Source organism: Streptomyces sp. NPDC007875, assembly GCF_042868035.1.
GTDB lineage: Bacteria > Actinomycetota > Actinomycetes > Streptomycetales > Streptomycetaceae > Streptomyces > Streptomyces antimycoticus.
Map to the genome: position 1 here is coordinate 364765 of NZ_JBIADZ010000001.1, position 17310 is coordinate 382074.

Genomic DNA, 17310 nt, shown 5'->3' on the forward strand with positions numbered 1-17310 from the left:
CGGTACCGGCTCCGCTGTGCCCAAGACTGAAAAATTCCGCTTCGAAACAAACCGATAGGATCTGCCTCATGCGCCGTTCCAAAATCGTCTGCACTCTGGGCCCCGCTGTCGACTCCTACGACCAGCTGAAGTCCCTCATCGAGGCCGGGATGAACGTGGCCCGGTTCAACATGAGCCACGGAACCCACCCGGAGCATGAGGAGCGGTACCACCGCGTCCGCAAGGCATCCGAGGAGACCGGGCACGCGGTCGGCGTCCTCGCCGACCTCCAGGGCCCCAAGATCCGTCTGGAGACCTTCAAGGACGGCCCGGTGGAGCTGGTCCGCGGGGATGAGTTCATCATCACCACCGAGGACGTGGAGGGCGACCGCACCATCTGCGGCACCACCTACAAGGGGCTGCCGGGCGATGTGTCCAAGGGCGACCAGGTCCTGATCAACGACGGCAACGTCGAGCTGCGGGTCACCGCGGTCGAGGGCTCCCGGGTCCGGACCATCGTCATCGAGGGCGGGGTGATCTCCGACCACAAGGGGATCAACCTGCCGGGTGCGGCGGTCAATGTGCCCGCGCTGTCCGAGAAGGACGTCGAGGACCTGAAGTTCGCCCTGCGGATGGGGTGCGACATGGTCGCCCTGTCCTTCGTCCGGGACGCGTCCGACGTCCGGGACGTCCACCGCGTCATGGACGAGGTGGGCCGCCGGGTGCCGGTGATCGCCAAGGTGGAGAAGCCGCAGGCGGTCGCCAACATGACCGAGGTCGTCGCGGCCTTCGACGGCGTCATGGTGGCCCGTGGTGACCTCGCGGTGGAGTATCCGCTGGAGAAGGTCCCGATGGTGCAGAAGCGGCTGATCGAGCTCTGCCGCCGCAACGCCAAGCCGGTGATCGTCGCGACCCAGATGATGGAGTCGATGATCACCAACTCCCGGCCGACCCGCGCCGAGGCGTCCGACGTCGCCAACGCGATCCTGGACGGCACCGACGCGGTGATGCTCTCCGCCGAGTCCTCGGTCGGCTCGTACCCGATCGAGACGGTCAAGACGATGTCCCGGATCGTCCAGGCCGCCGAGCAGGAGCTGCTCTCGCGCGGTCTGCAGCCGCTGGTGCCCGGCAAGAAGCCGCGTACCCAGGGCGGTTCGGTGGCCCGCGCGGCCGCCGAGATCGCCGACTTCCTGGGCGCCAAGTCGCTGGTGGCCTTCACCCAGTCCGGCGACACCGCCCGCCGGCTCTCCCGCTACCGCGCCCAGCAGCCCATCCTGGCCTTCACCACCGATGTGGCCACCCGCAACCAGCTCACCCTGAGCTGGGGCGTGGAGTCCTTCGTGGTGCCCTATGTCGAGCACACCGACGCGATGGTCGACCTGGTGGACGCCGAACTGCTGAAGCTGGGCCGCTACACCGAGGGCGACACCATGATCATCACCGCCGGCTCGCCTCCCGGTGTCCCCGGCACCACCAACATGGTCCGGGTGCACCACCTGGGCGGCGCGAGCCAGTAACGCGCCGAACGCGCCCGTGGGCACCGCCTCCGAGTGGAGGCGGTGCCCACGGTCGTTTCCCTCCCGGAGGAGGAGTGTGCGGCTCCCGGACGGGTCGGTGATCTCGCCGGGTCACTCCCCGGTCTTGAACAGATGCATACCCGGTACGGTCAGCGTGCCGCCGAACTGGCCGGCCTGCGTGACCGTGACATCGGTGAAGAACACCTCGGGGATGTTGACCGGCGGCGGGCTCTTGGGGCTGAAGGTGATCGGGATGAGCCCCAGCAGGTTCCCCTTCAGCTCCTCGGTGTACATGGTCACCGTGCCGTCGCGAATGGTCGAGGTGGACCCTTCGCGCGCCTGCACATGGGTCGTGCTCCCGGCCGGGCCCACCACCAGCTGGTGCAGATCCTTGATGTCCACACCCGAGGCGGTGAACTTCAGGACCTTCTTGATCTGGCCGCCCTGCGTCTTGACCTCCACGATGCCCTTGTAGTCCAGGCCGTGCAGGCTCAGCAGGGTGCTCTTGAGGGTCCAGGGGTCCTCGGGCAGCAGGCTCGAGGTCGGCTCGGTCTCGGCGTTCTCGTACGCGTCGGCGTCGAACTCGGGGCAGGGGAACGCCTCCTTGCCGTTCGCGTCCTTCGAGGCGGACGAGGAGGGCTTCGGAAGTGCCTTGTCCGCCTTGTCCTTGGCGTCCTCGACGGTCTTCCCCACCCCGTCCACGGTGTCCTTGACGCCCTTGCCCACCTTGTCCACCGTGTCCTTGACCGGATCGGTGAGCTTGTCGGAGCTCTTGGACTTCGACGGGGACGGAGACGGCGACGAGCTGGGCTCCTCGCTCGACGAGGGGCTCGGCGAAGCGCTCGGCTCGGCCGACTCCTTGGCCTTCTCCTCGGGCGTCAGGATGTCGTGGAGCGCGTCCCCGAGACCCAGCGGGTCCAGGGGGTTCTTGGACTGCGACGGGCTCGGCGAGGCCGACGGCTCCTCGTCCCCGGCACCGGAGGACGGCGCGGAGGAGGAACGGGACGGAGACGGCGTGGAGGTGGCCCTGTCGTCGTCCGAGCCCGCCTTGCCGTCCGAGGACTCCTCAGAGCCCTTGGAGCCGTCCTGGGAGCCCTTCTCGGCCGAACCCTTCGAGTCCTCGGCGCCCTTGCCGTCCTTGGCGTCCTTGTCCTCGCTCTGCGAGTCCGAGGCGTCCTTGCCGCCCTTGGAGTCCTTGTCCGCCTCGTCCGGCTGGGACACACACGGCCCGGCCTTGTAACGGTCCTCGGGCCGAGGGTTGGCCGAGGCGAGCTGCGGAGTGAGCCCCATGCCCATCAGCACGGCCGTCGGCATGGCGGCCAGCGCTATGGCCTTGCCGGCGGGCACCTGAAGGCGGGTGAGTACCGACTTCTTCGGTGCCGCGTGCCGCGGGCCCGTTCTGACCCGGCGCGGGCTCACTCCCTCCGGCTGCTCGGGTCGGTCTTCACCCCGCACGGTGCCTCCCATTCCTGGCTTCCTGGTCCGGTGCGGACCCGGCCCCGGCCGGTTCCGGCACGTTGTCACCGTTCCCGTCGTCCTGCGGCGCCGCTCCCGGCCCCTCGGCCGGCTGCGCGGAGGGAGTCTCACCCGGTGCCCAGGAGATGCTCATGCCGCCGCCGAACAGCGCGAGCAGGAATCCCATCAGGAAGCCGCCGAAGTTCGAAACGGGGATCGACACCAGGCCGAGCAGGATCGTGGCGACTCCGGCGAACACGCGCACCATGGGCTGGAACCACATGGTCAGGCCCAGGACCACCAACAGCACCCCGATGATCAGCGAGGCCGATCCGGCGGTGGTGGACATGTTGATGGTGAATCCGCCCGCGTTGACGTCGTTGTACGGGAAGTACATGATCGGCACCCCCGCCAGCAGGCTCAACAGCCCCGCCCAGAACGGGCGCTGCCAGCGCCACGCCCTGAAGGACTCCCGCAGGCGGCTGATACGGTCACTCGCCCCCGGCGACTCGGCACTCATCGAAAACAGCTCCCTGGGGCTGGCGATCGGTGTGATCGCGGTTGTTCTACAGCAGTACTAGCGTGGCGCATACGCGCTGCTGGTCGATGCCCGGGTGAGGGGCAGCGCCGCGGCCCCTCACCCTCAGCTCAACGGATCAGAAGCACTCGTTCTTGCCCTTGCTGACCTTCATCGAAAGGCCGGAGAGCTTGAACGTGCCCGCACTGGTCGCCCAGGCGGTCTGCTTCACACCGACCAGCGTCGCCGAATCGGACTGCTGGCCGAACGAACCGGGATCGGCCGCATCGCCCTTGTTGATACCGGGACCCTTGTGGGCGTCACCCGCCGCCACACCGATGTCGATCCCACGGAACGTGGCGTCCGCGTTGAGCTGATCGAGATCGATGAAGAGGTTCTTGGCCTCGACCTGCTTGCTGCCGTTGCCTGCCGTCAGCTTCAGCGACACATCGCCGAAGACGGGAACCGGGATCACGACGGACTGGCACAGGCCCTTGAGCTTCGCGCTCTTGAACGCCGACACCGCGACGGGGATCTTCTTGCCCCCGTGCTGGGTGTCAAGTGCGCCGTACTGCGCGAACCCGGTGCCGTCGAGCCGGTCGACCGAGACCTTGAACTGCTGACCGGACACGTTGAACGAGGCCGCGAGCGCACCCTGGGACAGGGCGACGCCGATCGCGGCCGTGGCAGCAACGCTCGGCACCATGACAACGGCGAACCGCTTCCATCTGGTGCCGCCACGAGCCACGGACTCCATGACTTTCCTCCTTCTCGGACGTACATCTCCGGCCGGGGCTGGGCCCCGGACCTGGGATGGGAGAAGTGCTACGTCCTCGGGAAGGAGAGCGCCCACGTCTCACAGGCGCACACCGCACCCGCAACACCGGCGATCACCCCCGAGCGACAACCACTGGCCACGCAATCTCGCGCAACCTCCTGGACAGGCCCTGCCTTTTGGGCAGAGACCCCCCTGTCCACGGCCGACGCCACTGCCGCCGGCCTGCCCGGTGGGGACCCAACCACACCGACGCGCCGACCGGATGCCGAGCTACGGGGGGATGGACCGAGCTTGGCCGATCGTGGTCCATTCCCGGCCCAGGCACAAGGGGTTCGTTACTAGCGAGTAACGGACGGATAACCGAACTGCGGCAGGACGGTCGAGATCGGGCACGCAGGGTTGCCGGACTGTGACCGGAAAGAGAGGGAGATTTACTCCAAGACCGGACAAAGTCCGGGCTCGCATTTACTGGCAGTAACAGCGACCGCGTTTACCAAGTTTTGGTAAAGAGCGGCCGCTGTGTTGTTTGAGGAGCCCGAGGTCAGAACAGCACGCGCGCCAACGCGCTGCGCGCCGCCACCACTCGGGGGTCCTCACCGCCGATCACCTCGAACAGACTGAGGAGATGAACGCGGGCCGCGTCCCGATCGTCCCCCGCCGTACGACGCACCGTGTCCACCAACCGCCCGAAGGCGTCTTCCACATGACCGCCCACCAGATCCAGGTCGGCCGCCGTGATCTGGGCCTTGGCATCCGCGGGGCTCTCCGCGGCCGCCTTTCGCGCCTGCGTGGCGTCCACGCCCTGAACGCGCTCCAGCAGCTGGGCCTGGGCCAGGCCCAGCTTGGCCTCGCCGTTGGCGGGGTCGTCGGCGAGCACGCTCTGGTACGCCCGCACCGCACCGCCCAGATCCCCGGCGTCCAGCGCCTGATGGGCCGCGCCGAGCGCGGTCTCCTGCGGCGACTCGGGGACCTCCGGGGCGGCCTCCTCGGCACCCTCGTCCTGGGCGCCGGGTTCAACAGGTGTACCCACGATGCCGAACTGCTGCTCCGCCGCCTGGATCAGCTGGTCCAGCACCTGGCGGATCTGCGCCTCGGGCGCGGCCCCCTGGAAGAGCGGCACCGGCTGGCCCGCGATCACCGCGAAGACCGCGGGGATGCCCTGGACGCCGAACTGCTGGAAGAGCATCTGGTTGGCGTCGACGTCGATCTTCGCGAGGACGAACTGCCCGGCGTACTCCGTGGCCAGCCGCTCCAGGATGGGGCCGAGCTGCTTGCACGGCTCGCACCACTCGGCCCAGAAGTCGATGACGACCGGCACTTCGGTGGAGCGCTGCAGGACGTCCTGCTGAAAACCCGCTTCGTCGACATTGAAGATCAGACGGGCGGGCGCTGCGGCGCCCCCGGAGCGGGCCGCCTGGGCCCGCGCCTTCTCCGCCTTCTGCTTCGCTTCTCCGGCCGCCTTCACCGCGGCGAGGTCGACCACTCCACTCATGGACATGTTCCGTGGCTGCATGGTCCTATCCTCCCCTCTTCCCGCGGTGAAGGGAAAAGCGCATCGGCCGATGGCCCGGCCGTGGCACACCCTTACGCTACGAGCCGTAGCGTAACTCACCCGGGACGGTGTGCGGTACTGGCGGGTAGGGTGCCGCGCATGAGCCCGTCCGCACACCGCACCGGGCGCCCGCGCAGCGCCGAGGCCGACCGAGCCATCCTGGGCGCCACCCGTGCCGCCCTGGTGGAACTGGGCTGGGCGAAGCTGACGCTGGGCGATGTGGCGGCCCGGGCCGGTGTCGCCAAGACGACCCTCTACCGCCGCTGGGCGAGCAAGTGCGAGCTGGTGGTGGACGCCATCGCGGCGGTCTTCGACGAGCACCTGGAAGCGACCGACCGCGGCAGTCTGCACGCCGATGTGGAGGCCGTGGTGATCCGGCTGGGGGCGCTGCTGGAGCGGCCCGAGACGGGCACCGCGCTGATGGCCGTCATCGCGGAGGCCATGCACGACAAGGCGCTGCGGTGCCGGGTGCGCTCGGCGATCGTGGACCGGCAGAAGCGGCTGGTCATGGTCGGCCGGGAGCGCGCCCGGCTCCGCGGTGAGCTGCCGCGCGAGGAGGACCCGGAGGCGGCGGCCCGCAACGCGGATCTGATCTTCGACACGGTCGCCGGGGCGGTGCTCCACCGGCTGATGATCAGCGCGGAACCGGTGGACCCGCAGTGGGCGCGGGAATTCACGGATCTGCTGCTGTACGGACTGACCGGGGCGGATTCCGGCGGCGCCGCGGCCGGCCCCGCCCCGGGCGGGGTTCAGAAGCCGGCCGGCTCCGTGTAGACCCCCCACTCGTCGCGGAGGGCGTCGCAGATCTCGCCGAGGCTCGCTTCGGCCCGCACCGCCTTCAGCATCGGCTCGATCATGTTGGAGCCCTCGCGGGCGGCGGCGACCAGCGCCCCCAGCCCCTCGGCGATCTCGGCCTCGTCCCGGCCGGCCTTACGGGCACCCAGCACCCGCACCTGCTCGCGCTCGACCTCGTGGCTGACCCGCAGGATCTCCAGATCGCCGGTGACCGAGCCCTCGTGGCAGTTGACGCCGACGACCTTCTTGTCCCCCTTCTCCAGGGACCGCTGGTAGCGGAAGGCGGATTCGGCGATCTCGCCGGTGAACCAGCCGTCCTCGATGCCCTGGAGAATGCCGGCGGTGATCGGCCATTCGGGCTGCTGTCCGTCCGGCACCGTGCGGCGGCCGCGCTCCTTGATCTGCTCGAAGATCTTCTCGGCGTCGGCCTCGATCCGGTCGGTCAGCGCCTCGATGTACCAGGAACCGCCCAGCGGATCGGCCACATTGAGGACCCCGGTCTCCTCCATCAGCACCTGCTGGGTGCGCAGGGCGATCTCGGCGGCCTGCTCGCTGGGCAGCGCCAGGGTCTCGTCCAGGGCGTTGGTGTGCAGCGAGTTGGTGCCGCCGAGGACCGCGGCGAGGGCCTCCACGGCCGTCCGCACCACGTTGTTGTACGGCTGCTGGGCGGTGAGCGAGACCCCGGCGGTCTGGGTGTGGAACCGCAGCCACTGCGCCTTCTCGGTTCTCGCCCCGTAGACATCGCGCATCCAGCGGGCCCAGATCCGGCGGGCGGCGCGGAACTTGGCGATCTCCTCGAAGAAGTCGACATGCGCGTCGAAGAAGAAGGACAGCCCGGGCGCGAAGGTGTCGACGTCCAGCCCGCGGGAGAGACCGAGCTCCACATACCCGAAGCCGTCGGCGAGGGTGTACGCCAGCTCCTGCGCGGCCGTCGCCCCGGCCTCGCGGATGTGGTACCCGGAGACCGACAGCGGCTTGTACGCCGGGATGCCCTCGGAGCAGTACTCCATCAGGTCGCCGATCAGCTTCAGATGCGGCTCGGGCGGGAAGAGCCACTCCTTCTGCGCGATGTACTCCTTGAAGATGTCCGTCTGGAGGGTGCCGTTGAGCCGCGAGACGTCCACGCCCTGGCGCTCGGCGGCGACCAGGTACATACAGAAGACGGGGACGGCCGGACCGCTGATGGTCATCGAAGTGGTGACATCGCCGAGCGGGATGTCCTTGAAGAGGATCTCCATGTCGGCGGCGGAGTCGATGGCGACGCCGCAGTGGCCGACCTCGCCGAGCGCGTGCGGATCGTCGGAGTCGCGGCCCATCAGGGTCGGCATGTCGAAGGCGACCGAGAGCCCGCCGCCGCCCGCCTTGAGGATCATCTTGTAGCGCTCATTGGTCTGCTCGGCATTGCCGAACCCCGCGAACTGGCGGATGGTCCAGGCCCGGCCCCGGTAGCCGGTGGCGTAGAGGCCACGGGTGTACGGGAACTCGCCGGGCCAGCCGATCCGCTCGAACCCCTCCACGGTGTCGCCCGGGGCGGGTCCGTAGACCGGCTCGACGGGGTCACCCGACAAGGTCGTGAAGTCGGCGTCGCGCTTGTGTGCCGCGTCGTACCGGGCCTGCCACCGTCGGCGGCCCGCCTCAATGCCTTCGGCGTCCATGCTTCAAAAGTACTAGGACGTCCTATTAATTGTCGACGCGAGACCCGCCGCACTGGGCCGAACGGGGACGTTCCACTCCCCGGCCGCGCGCCCCGTCCGACCCCGGACGGGACGCGCGCAAGGGCTGCAAACCGCCGGTCAGACCTGCGCGGGCGCGGGCTCGGCGCCGCTGACCAGCGGCTCCACCTCGCGGGTGACCTTGCGCTCGACGAAGAACGCGGCCGTCGGGATGGTGCCCGCGACCAGGACCCACAGCAGCTTGCCGAACGGCCACTTGGCCTTGGAGCCGAGGTCGAAGGCGAAGACCAGGTAGATGATGTAGAGCACGCCGTGGACCTGGGAGACCACGAGCGTGAGGTCCTCGCCCGTGTCGAAGCCGTACTTGAACACCATGCAGGTGCAGAGCACGAGCAGCATCACTGCGGTGACGTAAGCCATGACCCGGTAGCGGGTCAGCACGCTGCGTTTCATGCCCTGAGCGTAACCGCCCGTTCCGGGGCGATCTTCGCCGCCCCCGGGTCTTCGTCAGCCGTCCTCGAAGTCCTCCGCGGCGACCCTCAGCGGGCGCAGCATCTCGAAGATCTTGCCGCAGTCCTCGGCGTCGTAGACCCCGAGCCCGAATTCCATCGCCATCAGATCGCGGGTGGCCGATTCGACCACCTCACGGCCCCGGTCGGTGATCGAGGCCAGGGTGCCGCGGCCGTCGTTGGGGTTCGGCCGCTTGTCGACCAGACCCGATTTGACCAGGCGATCCACCGTATTGGTGACCGAGGTCGGGTGGACCATCAACCGCTCGCCGATCTTGGACATCGGCAGCTCACCGGATCTGGAGAAGGTGAGCAGCACCAGCGCCTCATAGCGGGCGAAGGTCAGTCCATAGGGTCTGACGACCGCGTCGACCTGGCTGAGCAGAATCTGGTGGGCACGCATGATCGAGGTGATCGCGCCCATGGAGGGCACGGACCCCCACCGCTGCTTCCAGAGCTCATCGGCACGGGCGATGGGGTCGAACGACAGGCTGAGCGGCTTCGGCACACCACCGACCCTACCGGCCGGTCATATCGTGGTCAGCCCTATCTCACACTTCGGGCCGGGCGGGCCCGGGGACGGTGCGCCGCACCTCCAGCGCCACCAGCAGCGAGCACAGCGCCCCGCAGCCACCCGCCGTCGCGGCGACCACATGGACCGGTACGAACTCGGCGACCGCGCCGGAGACCGCCATGCCAAGACCCTGCGCGGTCATCAGCCCGGCCGTCAGCACCGTCATCGCCCGGCCGCGCAGCTCGTCCCGTACGGCGGCGAGAAACCACTGGTCGAGGCCGAGGCTGTAGGCGATACCGCAGCCGGTCAGCATCTGCAGGGCCAGCGCCCAGCCGAACGACGGACGGACGGCGTACCCCAGGGCGGGCAGCATCGCCAGGACGCCGACCGGCAGCGTCAGCCGGGCCCGGGCGTGTGGTCCCAGCAGCGAGCCCACCAGCGCCTCACTGGCGATCGCGCCGACCGGCATCCCGCACATCAGCAGCCCGAGCCCGACCGAGCCGAGCCCCAGCCCATCGGAGTACGGCGTCAGCAGAACCTCCGGCATCACCACGAACATCGGCGGCACCCACGACAGCAGCATCAGCGCCCGGATCCGGCGGTCCGCGAACAGCCGCCGCATCCCGCTCAGCGAGTCCCCGAGCAGCGCCCCGGCACCGGCCACCTGCCGCGCCGGGCGGCGGCGGGTGCCGAAGCGGAGCACCAGCGCCGAGCCGACGAGCGCCGCCGCCGTGAGCGCCAGCGCGGCCCGCGGCGAGACGGCGGCCAGCAGCAGCCCGCCGACCCCGAACCCGGCGAGCTGCGCGGTCTGGGCGGTGATCCGGATGACCGAGCGGCCCAGGACGAAGGCGTCGCCCTCGCCGAGGATGTCGCCGAGCGTCGCCGACCGGGTCCCGCTGAACACCGGCGAGATCGCGGCGGGCACACAGCGCAGCGCGAGCAGCGCGGCCACCGGCATCCCCGGCACCACCATGGCGGCCACACATCCGGCGTGCACCAGATCGCAGACCACCAGCACCCGGCGGGCCGGGAAGCGGTCGGCGACGGAGGACAGCAGGGCACCGCCGATCACATACGGCAGCATCGAGGTGGCGAACGTCAGGGCGCTGAGCAGTGGCGATCCGGTGAGCCGAAAGACCAGTACGGACAGCGCAATCTGGCCGACCACCTCGCCGAGCATGGAGACCAGGTGCGCGGCGAAGACGGCCCGGAACTCCCGGACCGCGAACACGGCGCCGTAGCCAACGCCCCCCGGACCCCGCGGCGGCCCCTGGTCGTCACCGGGCGCGAGCTCGGGTCGGGAGGCCTGCGCGTCGGGGCGCGACTCGAGAGGGCCCGTGGTACCGGGCCCGGAGGGCGTTGCCATGCCGGAAGCGTGCCCGTACGGGCGGGGCGGGCTCTAGTGTTTCGGCCTGAGCCGAATCTTCGCGATCGGGGGGCGACGCCATGCCACTGCATATGCAGTTCGGAGCCGACGATCTGCTGCGCTGCCGGTTCGCCATCTCACCCCTGTGCCAGACGCACGAGGCGGTGCGCACGCTGCGCCGGACCGAGCGGCACGGCTACCACCTGCCCTGGCTGCGGCGGGTGCGGGAGGCGGTGACCGGGCTCGATCTGTCGGAGCTGTGGCTGCTGATGCCCGGGCGGGGCGGCTACACCCCGGACTTCCTGGGCCCGCCGCCGGAGGTGCCGTACGCGCCGTTCGAGGACGAGCTGGCGCGGATGCGGGCCACGGACCCGGCCGCCGCCCACCGGGAGCTGGTCCTGTCCCTGGCGTGCACCCCGGGGGCCGCCGAGTCCCCGCGGGGCCGGGCGATGCTGGCCGATCCGGCGCGGGCGGTCCAGCGGCTGGCCGAGGTGACCGAACGGGCCTGGCGGGCCCTGGTCGCACCGGACTGGCCCCGGCTGCGGGCCCTGCTGGAGGCCGATATCGGCTATCGCTCTCGGCAGTTGGCCGACGGCGGCCTGGAGCGGCTGTTCGCCGATCTGCGGCCCGCGCTGCACTGGACCGACGGCACGCTCACCATCCGTACCTCCGCGATCCCCACCCGGACGCAGGACCTCAACGGCCGGGGGGTGCTGCTGATGCCCAGCGTCTTCGTCTGGCCGGATGTGGTGAGCGGCTTCGCCCCGCCGTGGCAGCCCACGGTGATCTATCCGGCGCGCGGGGTCGGCGGGCTGTGGCGGGAGCCGGACGCGGAGGGGAGGGACGCGCTCGTACGCCTCCTGGGCGCGGGCCGCGCCGCGGTCCTCGCCGCTCTGGAGGAACCCGCCTCCACCACGGCCCTGGCCGCCCGTCTCGGCCTCGCGCCCTCGTCGGTCTCGGCGCATCTCGCGGTGTTGCGCACCGCCGGACTGCTCAGCTCACGGCGCCAGGGCCATCAGGTGCTGTACGAACGCACGCCGCTGGGCATGGCCCTGGTGGGCGGGGGCTGAGGGGCCCCGGGGTGGTCAGTCGGACAGATGACGCTCGACCGTCTCGACCTTGGAGGTCAGACCGTCCGTGACGCCCGGGCGGATATCGGCCTTGAGAACCACCGAGACCCGGGGCGCCCGCGCCTCCACCACGGCGACGGCGCGCTTGACGACGTCCATGACCTCGTCCCACTCGCCCTCGATCGAGGTGAACATCGCGTCCGTACGGTTCGGCAGCCCCGACTCGCGGACCACCCGCACCGCATCGGCGACGTACTCCCCCACGTCCTCGCCGACGCCCAGCGGCGTCACCGAAAAGGCGACGATCATGCGTTGACCACGCCCTCCTTACGGGCGCGGGCCGCGATCACACCGGCCTCGGTCTCCCGCTTGAGCTTGCGCTCGGCGAAGAAGCCGCCGGTGGGCAGGACGGAGAGGACGAAGTACAGGGCCGCGGTCTGCCACTTCCACTTGGTGCGGTTCCAGGCGTCCGCCCAGAAGACCACGTAGAGGATGAAGAGCACGCCGTGCACCATGCCCATCACCGGCACCGCGTTGAAGTCCGAGGTGCGCTTGAGCACCGAGCAGATGAGCAGCAGCAGGAACGACACGGCCTCGGGCGCGGAGACCAGGCGGAGCCGGCGCAGCGCGGTGGCGGTCTTGAAGTCCACGAGAGCACCTTCGTGTGAAGAGGGGTACGGCAGAACACAGACCGGCTTGTGAATCAATGCACAAGCCTGCGCCCATTGTCGCAGCTTCGCGGGCGATCACGGCCCGGGGGGCACCCCCAGCCCCCGGCGCTCCCTGTCCGCCGACGTCAGAGCCCGCTACCGTCGGCTCCGTGGCTCAGTTTCGGCTCCAGGGAAGCAGGGTGCTCGCGGTCGACCTGACCGGCGACTCCGTGAAGGCCAAGAACGGCGCGATGGTCGCCTACGAGGGGGAGATGACCTTCAAGAAGAAGACCGGCGGCGGAGAGGGGCTGCGCGGGATGGTGACCCGGCGGCTCACCGGAGAGCAGATGGCGGTCATGGAAGTGAAGGGGCACGGCACGTGCTACTTCGCCGACCGGGCGAGCGAGATCAACCTGGTGTCGCTGCACGGCGAGAAGCTCTACGTGGAGTCCAGCAATCTGCTGTGCACGGACTCCGCGCTGCGCACCGGCGCCTCCTTCACCGGGCTGCGCGGCTCCGCGCAGGGCAACGGCCTGTTCACCACGACCGTCGAGGGCACCGGCCAGGCCGCGCTCGTCTCGGCCGGCACGGCGATCGTGCTGCGCGTCACCCCGCAGACCCCGCTGCAGGTCGACCCGGGCGCGTACCTCGCCCACACCGGCGGTCTCAAACAGCACTTCCAGGCGGGGGTGAACTTCCGGGCGCTGATAGGCGAGAGCGGCGGGGAGTCCTTCCAGATCCGCTTCGAGGGCGACGGGCTCGTCTACGTCCAGCCCAGCGAGCGCAACACGATCGGGGGTGAGGTGTGAGCAGGGGGCACCTCCCAGCGGTAGCTGGGGGAGCACACGCGGCCGCCGGGCCGCAGATGGCGACGAAACCCGCACCTCTGGGTCGCGCGGGCGACAGTGACATCAGCCGCCGGCGCGGCGGGGCGAACAAAAGGGGCTCATGATGCCGTTCACCTTGCTCACCTCACGCATGGTCGAGGCCCAGGTGCTCCCCGGGCAGACCCTGTTCAGCCAGCGCGGCGCGATGCTCGCCTACCGCGGGGACGTGCGGTTCACCCCCAGCATCACCGGCGGGCAGCGCGGGGTGCGGGGGATGATCGGGCGGCGGGTCGCCGACGAGGACACCCCGCTGATGACCGTCGAGGGCCAGGGCACGGTGATGTTCGGGCACGGCGGCCACCACGTCCAGGTGATCGACCTGGTCGGCGACACCCTCTATGTGGAGTCGGACCGGCTGCTGGCCTTCGACGGCTCGCTGCGCCAGGGCACGATGTTCCTGGGTTCCCAGGGCGGGGTGATGGGCATGGTGCGCGGCCAGGTCACCGGACAGGGCCTGTTCACCACCACCCTGGAGGGGCACGGCTCCGCGGCGGTCATGGCGCACGGCGGGGTCCTGGAACTGCCGATCGGCCCGGGACGTCCGGTGCATGTCGATCCGCAAGCCTATGTCGCCCACCGGGGTGATGTTCGCAATAAGCTCTCGACGGCGATCGGCTGGCGCGAAATGGTGGGCCGCGGCTCGGGGGAGGCGTTCCAACTGGAACTGTCCGGCACCGGCATGGTCTATGTCCAGGCATCGGAGGAAAAGCTGTGAACGGCCCCGTCATCCACGACGCCTGGACGCTGCCCGTCGACGACAACATCAATCCGTACGCCTTCAGCGTGGACCTGAACGGCCAGTGGTTCCTGCAGAAGGGGAAGATGGTCGCCTACTACGGGCAGATCGACTTCCATGGCGTCGGGCTCGGCCACCTCGACCACCTCATCGCGTACAGCTTCCACTCCCCGCTGCACGCGGCGGACTGGGTGGTGGCCGAGGGCCAGGGAAAGATGGTGCTCGCCGACCGCGCCTTCGACGTCAACTCCTATGACCTGGACGACGGCAACCTCTCCATCCGGTCCGGCAATCTGCTGGCCTTCCAGCCGTCGCTGTCCCTGAAGCAGTCCATCGTCCCGGGCTTTCTCACCCTCATCGGCACCGGGAAGTTCGTGGCCGCCTCCAATGGGCCCGTGGTCTTCATGGAGCCGCCGATCCGGGTGGATCCGCAGGCGCTGGTGGGCTGGGCGGACTGCCCGACACCATGCCACCACTACGACCACCAGTATCTGCGCGGCTTCCTCGGGGCCATCAGGTCGCGCACGGGGATCGGGGGCGCCTCGGGCGAGGAGCACCAATTCGAGTTCGTGGGCGCGGGGACCGTACTGCTGCAGTCCACGGAGCAGGTCGTCGCCGAGATATCGGTCGGCGAGACAGGGGGTACCGGTTCGTGAGCGCGAGCGTGCGGAGTGTAACGTCGAACAGGTGACCTCTAGCCCGATACATCCATTGGTTCGGAATTCAACTTCTATAGGTAGAATACATCCCATGGAGACCGAGAACGGCACGCGCTGGCTCAGCGATGAGGAACAGCGCGCGTGGCGCACCCACCTGGATGTCAGCCGGCTGCTGACCTACCAGCTCGAAAAAGACCTCCAGCCGTTCGGCCTGACCATGAACGACTACGAGATCCTGGTCAACCTCTCGGAGTCGGAGGACCGCCGGATGCGGATGAGCGATCTCGCGTCCGCGACCCTGCAGTCCAAGAGCCGGCTGTCCCATCAGATCACCCGGATGGAGAACGCCGGCCTGGTCCGCCGCGAGAACTGCGAGTCCGACCGACGGGGGCTGTACGCCGTGCTGACCGAGCACGGCTGGGAAACCATGCGCAAGGTCGCACCCCACCATGTGGCGTCCGTGCGCAACCACTTCATCGATCTGCTCGCGCCGGAGGACCTCAAGGCGCTGTACGGATCGCTGGTGCCCGTCGCCGAGCATCTGCGCGCCCAGCGGGGCCGGGTCTAGGAGCCCGTAGGCAGCCGCAGCTCGAACAGGGCACCGCCCTCGGGTGCCGCCCGGACGGCCAGGGTGCCGCCGTGGCGCACCGCCACGTCCCGCGCGATGGCGAGGCCGAGCCCGGCCCCGCCATCGTCGCGGCTGCGGGCGTCGTCGAGCCGTACGAACCGCTCGAAGATCCGCTCCCGCTCGCCCTCGGGCACCCCCTCGCCGTCGTCCGCGACCTCCAGCACCGCCCACCGGCCCTCCTCGCGCACCGCCACCCGCACCCCGCCCCGGGCGTGCCGCTGCGCGTTGTCGACCAGATTGCCCAGCACGCGGGCCAGCTGCCCACGCGAGCCCGGCACCGCCACCGGCGCCGCCTCCGTACGCACCGGCACCCGGTCCCCCAGCCGCTGGGCCAGCTCCTCGCGCGTCATGGCGTCCAGCGCCACCGGCGCGTGGGCGGGCCGCTCCCCCGCGTCCAGCCGGGCCAGCAGCAGCAGATCGGCCGCCAGCCGCTGCAGCCGCACCACGTCCTCCACCGCGCCGTCCAGGTCCAGCAGCTCCGGATGGGCGGCGCCCACCTCCAGCTGGGTGCGGAGCGAGGCCACCGGGGAGCGCAGCTCATGGGAGGCGTCCGCCACGAAGGCCCGCTGCCGCTCGACCGACGCCTCCAGCGCCGTGAGCGTCTCGTTGGTGGTCCGGGCCAGCCGCGCCACCTCGTCGTGCGACCCCGGCACGGGCACCCGCCGGGACAGATCCGTACTCGCCGTGATGGCGGCCATCTCCTGCCGGATGCCCTCCACGGGCCGCAGCGCCCGCCGGGTCACCAGCCAGGTCACCCCGGCCACGACCACCAGCAGCAGTGGCAGCCCGATCAGCATCGCCTCCCGCACGGTGCCCACCGCGCCCTGTTCGGTGGCCAGCGGGGCGCCCGCGTAGACCGTGACGTCCTCACCGCGGGCGTCGGTGACCTCCAGCGCCGCCCAGCGGTACTCCGCGGTCTCGCCGTCGATCCGGGCCGTACCGGCGCTGTACTCCGGGGTCGAGGAGACCTCCCCCGCGCCGTCGTCGTCATCATCCTCCCCGGGCGCCGGAACCGGCCGCACCGAGGAACTGCCGGTGCCCGTCACGGCCTGGAGATCGTCACTGACCGCGCGGACCCGGTGGTCCTCGTCCACGATCTGCACCGGGGTCTCGTCCCCGAGGTCCAGATCCCGGTACGCCACCCCACCGGCGACCTTCGAGGCGACCGCCCGGGCGGTCGCCCCGGCATCGACCTCGGCCCGGTCCGCCAGATTGCTCTGCAACACCCCGAGCACCGCGAGCCCCGCGGCCACCAGCGCCACCGCGACCACCACGGTCGCACCCAGCGCCGCCCGCGCCCGTACGGAACCGAAGACCTTACCCACGGAGCCGATACCCCGCTCCCCGCACGGTCTCGATCAGCCCGGCGCCCAGCTTCCGGCGCAGGGCGCTGATGTACACCTCGACGATATTGGGGTCGCCGTCGTACGCGAAGTCCCAGACGTGCTCCAGGATCTCGGCCTTGGAGACCACGTCCCCCGGCCGCAGCGCCAGCTGCTCCAGTACGGAGAACTCCTTGGCGGTCAGCGCGATCTCGCCATTACCCCGCTCCACCCTGCGCGCACCCCGGTCCACCGACAGCTCCCCGACCCGCACCACCGGCGAGGCCCCGGCCCCCCGCCGCCGCAACAGCGCCCGCACCCGGGCCACCAGCACCACATACGAGAACGGCTTGGTCAGATAGTCGTCGGCACCGGTGTCCAGCCCTTCGGCCTCGTCGTACTCGCCGTCCTTGGCGGTGAGCATCAGGATCGGCACATCGCTCCCGGCCGCCCGCAGCGCCCCGCACACGTGGTAGCCGTTCATCCCCGGCAGCATGATGTCGAGAACGATCAGGTCGTAATCGCCCTCCCGCGCACGGTGCAGCCCCTCGCGCCCGTCGTGGACGACATCCACGGCGAACCCCTCGGCCTGCAACCCCTTGGCCAGCGACAGGGCCAGCCGCCGCTCGTCCTCCACGATCAGCAAACGCATACGACCAGCCTCCCAAAGCGAACCTGAAGATCACTTCAGGTGGCTTCAGCT

General features: G+C 70.1%; 19 protein-coding genes. 7 read left to right on the plus strand and 12 right to left on the minus strand.

All coding sequences use genetic code 11. The features are described 5' to 3' along the window. The first annotated feature begins 68 nt into the window (after positions 1–68). Complete coding sequence (gene pyk, locus ACFYOY_RS01525; protein ID WP_351880331.1) at positions 69–1496, plus strand: pyruvate kinase; 1428 nt, start codon at positions 69–71, stop codon at positions 1494–1496. Positions 1497–1607: 111 nt separating this feature from the next. On the opposite strand, the gene ACFYOY_RS01530 is transcribed toward pyk, so the two are convergent. The 4 genes from ACFYOY_RS01530 to ACFYOY_RS01545 all read right to left on the minus strand — a co-directional run bounded on the left by ACFYOY_RS01530 (position 1608) and on the right by ACFYOY_RS01545 (position 5759). Then, positions 1608–2963, minus strand: coding sequence for a hydrogenase expression protein HypF (locus tag ACFYOY_RS01530; protein ID WP_351880328.1), 1356 nt, complete (start codon positions 2961–2963; stop codon positions 1608–1610). Beyond that, a complete protein-coding gene (locus ACFYOY_RS01535) occupies positions 2941–3471 on the minus strand; it encodes a DUF6114 domain-containing protein (RefSeq protein ID WP_351880325.1) in 531 nt (176 codons plus the stop codon). The genes ACFYOY_RS01530 and ACFYOY_RS01535 overlap by 23 nt, the downstream gene beginning before the upstream one ends. 136 nt (positions 3472–3607) lie before the next feature. After that, a complete protein-coding gene (locus ACFYOY_RS01540) occupies positions 3608–4225 on the minus strand; it encodes a DUF6230 family protein (protein ID WP_059147638.1) in 618 nt (205 codons plus the stop codon). 562 nt (positions 4226–4787) lie between these two features. After that, on the minus strand, positions 4788–5759 hold the full coding sequence (locus ACFYOY_RS01545) for a tetratricopeptide repeat protein (protein WP_351880322.1): 972 nt from the start codon (positions 5757–5759) through the stop codon (positions 4788–4790). 138 nt (positions 5760–5897) lie between these two features. Between ACFYOY_RS01545 and ACFYOY_RS01550 the strand changes: the two genes are divergently transcribed. Continuing rightward, complete coding sequence (locus ACFYOY_RS01550; protein ID WP_351880319.1) at positions 5898–6572, plus strand: TetR/AcrR family transcriptional regulator; 675 nt, start codon at positions 5898–5900, stop codon at positions 6570–6572. Here the strand turns inward: ACFYOY_RS01550 and ACFYOY_RS01555 are convergent. The 4 genes from ACFYOY_RS01555 to ACFYOY_RS01570 all read right to left on the minus strand — a co-directional run bounded on the left by ACFYOY_RS01555 (position 6548) and on the right by ACFYOY_RS01570 (position 10655). Next, positions 6548–8248, minus strand: a complete 1701-nt coding sequence (locus tag ACFYOY_RS01555; RefSeq protein WP_351880317.1) for a methylmalonyl-CoA mutase family protein — start codon at positions 8246–8248, stop codon at positions 6548–6550. The two genes, ACFYOY_RS01550 and ACFYOY_RS01555, sit on opposite strands and share 25 nt — an antisense overlap. A gap of 138 nt (positions 8249–8386) precedes the next feature. After that, the gene (locus ACFYOY_RS01560; protein ID WP_351880314.1) at positions 8387–8719 is read right to left on the minus strand and encodes a DUF3817 domain-containing protein; all 333 of its coding nucleotides are present in this window, start codon (positions 8717–8719) and stop codon (positions 8387–8389) included. 54 nt (positions 8720–8773) lie between these two features. Then, positions 8774–9283: a MarR family transcriptional regulator gene (locus ACFYOY_RS01565; RefSeq protein WP_351880311.1), complete on the minus strand. Its 510-nt coding sequence runs from the start codon at positions 9281–9283 to the stop codon at positions 8774–8776. A gap of 43 nt (positions 9284–9326) precedes the next feature. Further along, positions 9327–10655, minus strand: coding sequence for an MFS transporter (locus ACFYOY_RS01570; protein ID WP_388584124.1), 1329 nt, complete (start codon positions 10653–10655; stop codon positions 9327–9329). An 80-nt stretch (positions 10656–10735) separates the two neighbouring features. Here ACFYOY_RS01570 and ACFYOY_RS01575 point away from each other — a divergent pair, with 80 nt between their 5' ends. Continuing rightward, the gene (locus ACFYOY_RS01575; protein ID WP_351880305.1) at positions 10736–11725 is read left to right on the plus strand and encodes a DUF5937 family protein; all 990 of its coding nucleotides are present in this window, start codon (positions 10736–10738) and stop codon (positions 11723–11725) included. 15 nt (positions 11726–11740) lie between these two features. Here ACFYOY_RS01575 and ACFYOY_RS01580 read toward each other — a convergent pair whose 3' ends face one another. Together ACFYOY_RS01580 and ACFYOY_RS01585 are read right to left on the minus strand one after the other, a co-directional pair. Then, positions 11741–12034 (minus strand): MTH1187 family thiamine-binding protein, encoded by a 294-nt coding sequence (locus ACFYOY_RS01580; protein WP_020868372.1) that lies wholly within the window; start codon positions 12032–12034, stop codon positions 11741–11743. Next, the gene (locus ACFYOY_RS01585; RefSeq protein ID WP_078643714.1) at positions 12031–12375 is read right to left on the minus strand and encodes a DUF3817 domain-containing protein; all 345 of its coding nucleotides are present in this window, start codon (positions 12373–12375) and stop codon (positions 12031–12033) included. Before ACFYOY_RS01585 ends, ACFYOY_RS01580 begins: the two co-directional genes overlap by 4 nt. Before the next feature lie 170 nt (positions 12376–12545). Here ACFYOY_RS01585 and ACFYOY_RS01590 point away from each other — a divergent pair, with 170 nt between their 5' ends. The 4 genes from ACFYOY_RS01590 (at position 12546) to ACFYOY_RS01605 (ending at position 15225) form a co-directional block, all read left to right on the plus strand. Then, positions 12546–13184, plus strand: coding sequence for an AIM24 family protein (locus tag ACFYOY_RS01590; protein WP_351880302.1), 639 nt, complete (start codon positions 12546–12548; stop codon positions 13182–13184). A 142-nt stretch (positions 13185–13326) separates the two neighbouring features. After that, the gene (locus ACFYOY_RS01595; RefSeq protein ID WP_351880299.1) at positions 13327–13977 is read left to right on the plus strand and encodes an AIM24 family protein; all 651 of its coding nucleotides are present in this window, start codon (positions 13327–13329) and stop codon (positions 13975–13977) included. Next, positions 13974–14654, plus strand: coding sequence for an AIM24 family protein (locus ACFYOY_RS01600; protein ID WP_014054955.1), 681 nt, complete (start codon positions 13974–13976; stop codon positions 14652–14654). The genes ACFYOY_RS01595 and ACFYOY_RS01600 overlap by 4 nt, the downstream gene beginning before the upstream one ends. A gap of 94 nt (positions 14655–14748) precedes the next feature. Further along, positions 14749–15225: a MarR family winged helix-turn-helix transcriptional regulator gene (locus ACFYOY_RS01605; RefSeq protein WP_014054954.1), complete on the plus strand. Its 477-nt coding sequence runs from the start codon at positions 14749–14751 to the stop codon at positions 15223–15225. On the opposite strand, the gene ACFYOY_RS01610 is transcribed toward ACFYOY_RS01605, so the two are convergent. Together ACFYOY_RS01610 and ACFYOY_RS01615 are read right to left on the minus strand one after the other, a co-directional pair. Next, complete coding sequence (locus ACFYOY_RS01610; protein WP_388584129.1) at positions 15222–16610, minus strand: sensor histidine kinase; 1389 nt, start codon at positions 16608–16610, stop codon at positions 15222–15224. The genes ACFYOY_RS01605 and ACFYOY_RS01610 overlap by 4 nt on opposite strands. Then, positions 16603–17259: a response regulator transcription factor gene (locus tag ACFYOY_RS01615; RefSeq protein WP_351880292.1), complete on the minus strand. Its 657-nt coding sequence runs from the start codon at positions 17257–17259 to the stop codon at positions 16603–16605. Before ACFYOY_RS01615 ends, ACFYOY_RS01610 begins: the two co-directional genes overlap by 8 nt. Positions 17260–17310: the final 51 nt, after the last annotated feature.

Bases quoted from the DNA above. Each gene is read 5' to 3' on its own strand.
- ACFYOY_RS01575 (WP_351880305.1), top strand. From the start codon at position 10,736: ATGCCACTGCATATGCAGTTCGGAGCCGACGATCTGCTGCGCTGCCGG.
- ACFYOY_RS01530 (WP_351880328.1), bottom strand. From the start codon at position 2,963: ATGGGAGGCACCGTGCGGGGTGAAGACCGACCCGAGCAGCCGGAGGGA.
- ACFYOY_RS01615 (WP_351880292.1), bottom strand. From the start codon at position 17,259: ATGCGTTTGCTGATCGTGGAGGACGAGCGGCGGCTGGCCCTGTCGCTG.
- ACFYOY_RS01535 (WP_351880325.1), bottom strand. From the start codon at position 3,471: ATGAGTGCCGAGTCGCCGGGGGCGAGTGACCGTATCAGCCGCCTGCGG.
- ACFYOY_RS01540 (WP_059147638.1), bottom strand. From the start codon at position 4,225: ATGGAGTCCGTGGCTCGTGGCGGCACCAGATGGAAGCGGTTCGCCGTT.
- ACFYOY_RS01595 (WP_351880299.1), top strand. From the start codon at position 13,327: ATGCCGTTCACCTTGCTCACCTCACGCATGGTCGAGGCCCAGGTGCTC.
- ACFYOY_RS01560 (WP_351880314.1), bottom strand. From the start codon at position 8,719: ATGAAACGCAGCGTGCTGACCCGCTACCGGGTCATGGCTTACGTCACC.
- ACFYOY_RS01580 (WP_020868372.1), bottom strand. From the start codon at position 12,034: ATGATCGTCGCCTTTTCGGTGACGCCGCTGGGCGTCGGCGAGGACGTG.
- ACFYOY_RS01570 (WP_388584124.1), bottom strand. From the start codon at position 10,655: ATGGCAACGCCCTCCGGGCCCGGTACCACGGGCCCTCTCGAGTCGCGC.
- ACFYOY_RS01605 (WP_014054954.1), top strand. From the start codon at position 14,749: ATGGAGACCGAGAACGGCACGCGCTGGCTCAGCGATGAGGAACAGCGC.
- ACFYOY_RS01545 (WP_351880322.1), bottom strand. From the start codon at position 5,759: ATGCAGCCACGGAACATGTCCATGAGTGGAGTGGTCGACCTCGCCGCG.
- ACFYOY_RS01555 (WP_351880317.1), bottom strand. From the start codon at position 8,248: ATGGACGCCGAAGGCATTGAGGCGGGCCGCCGACGGTGGCAGGCCCGG.
- pyk (WP_351880331.1), top strand. From the start codon at position 69: ATGCGCCGTTCCAAAATCGTCTGCACTCTGGGCCCCGCTGTCGACTCC.
- ACFYOY_RS01550 (WP_351880319.1), top strand. From the start codon at position 5,898: ATGAGCCCGTCCGCACACCGCACCGGGCGCCCGCGCAGCGCCGAGGCC.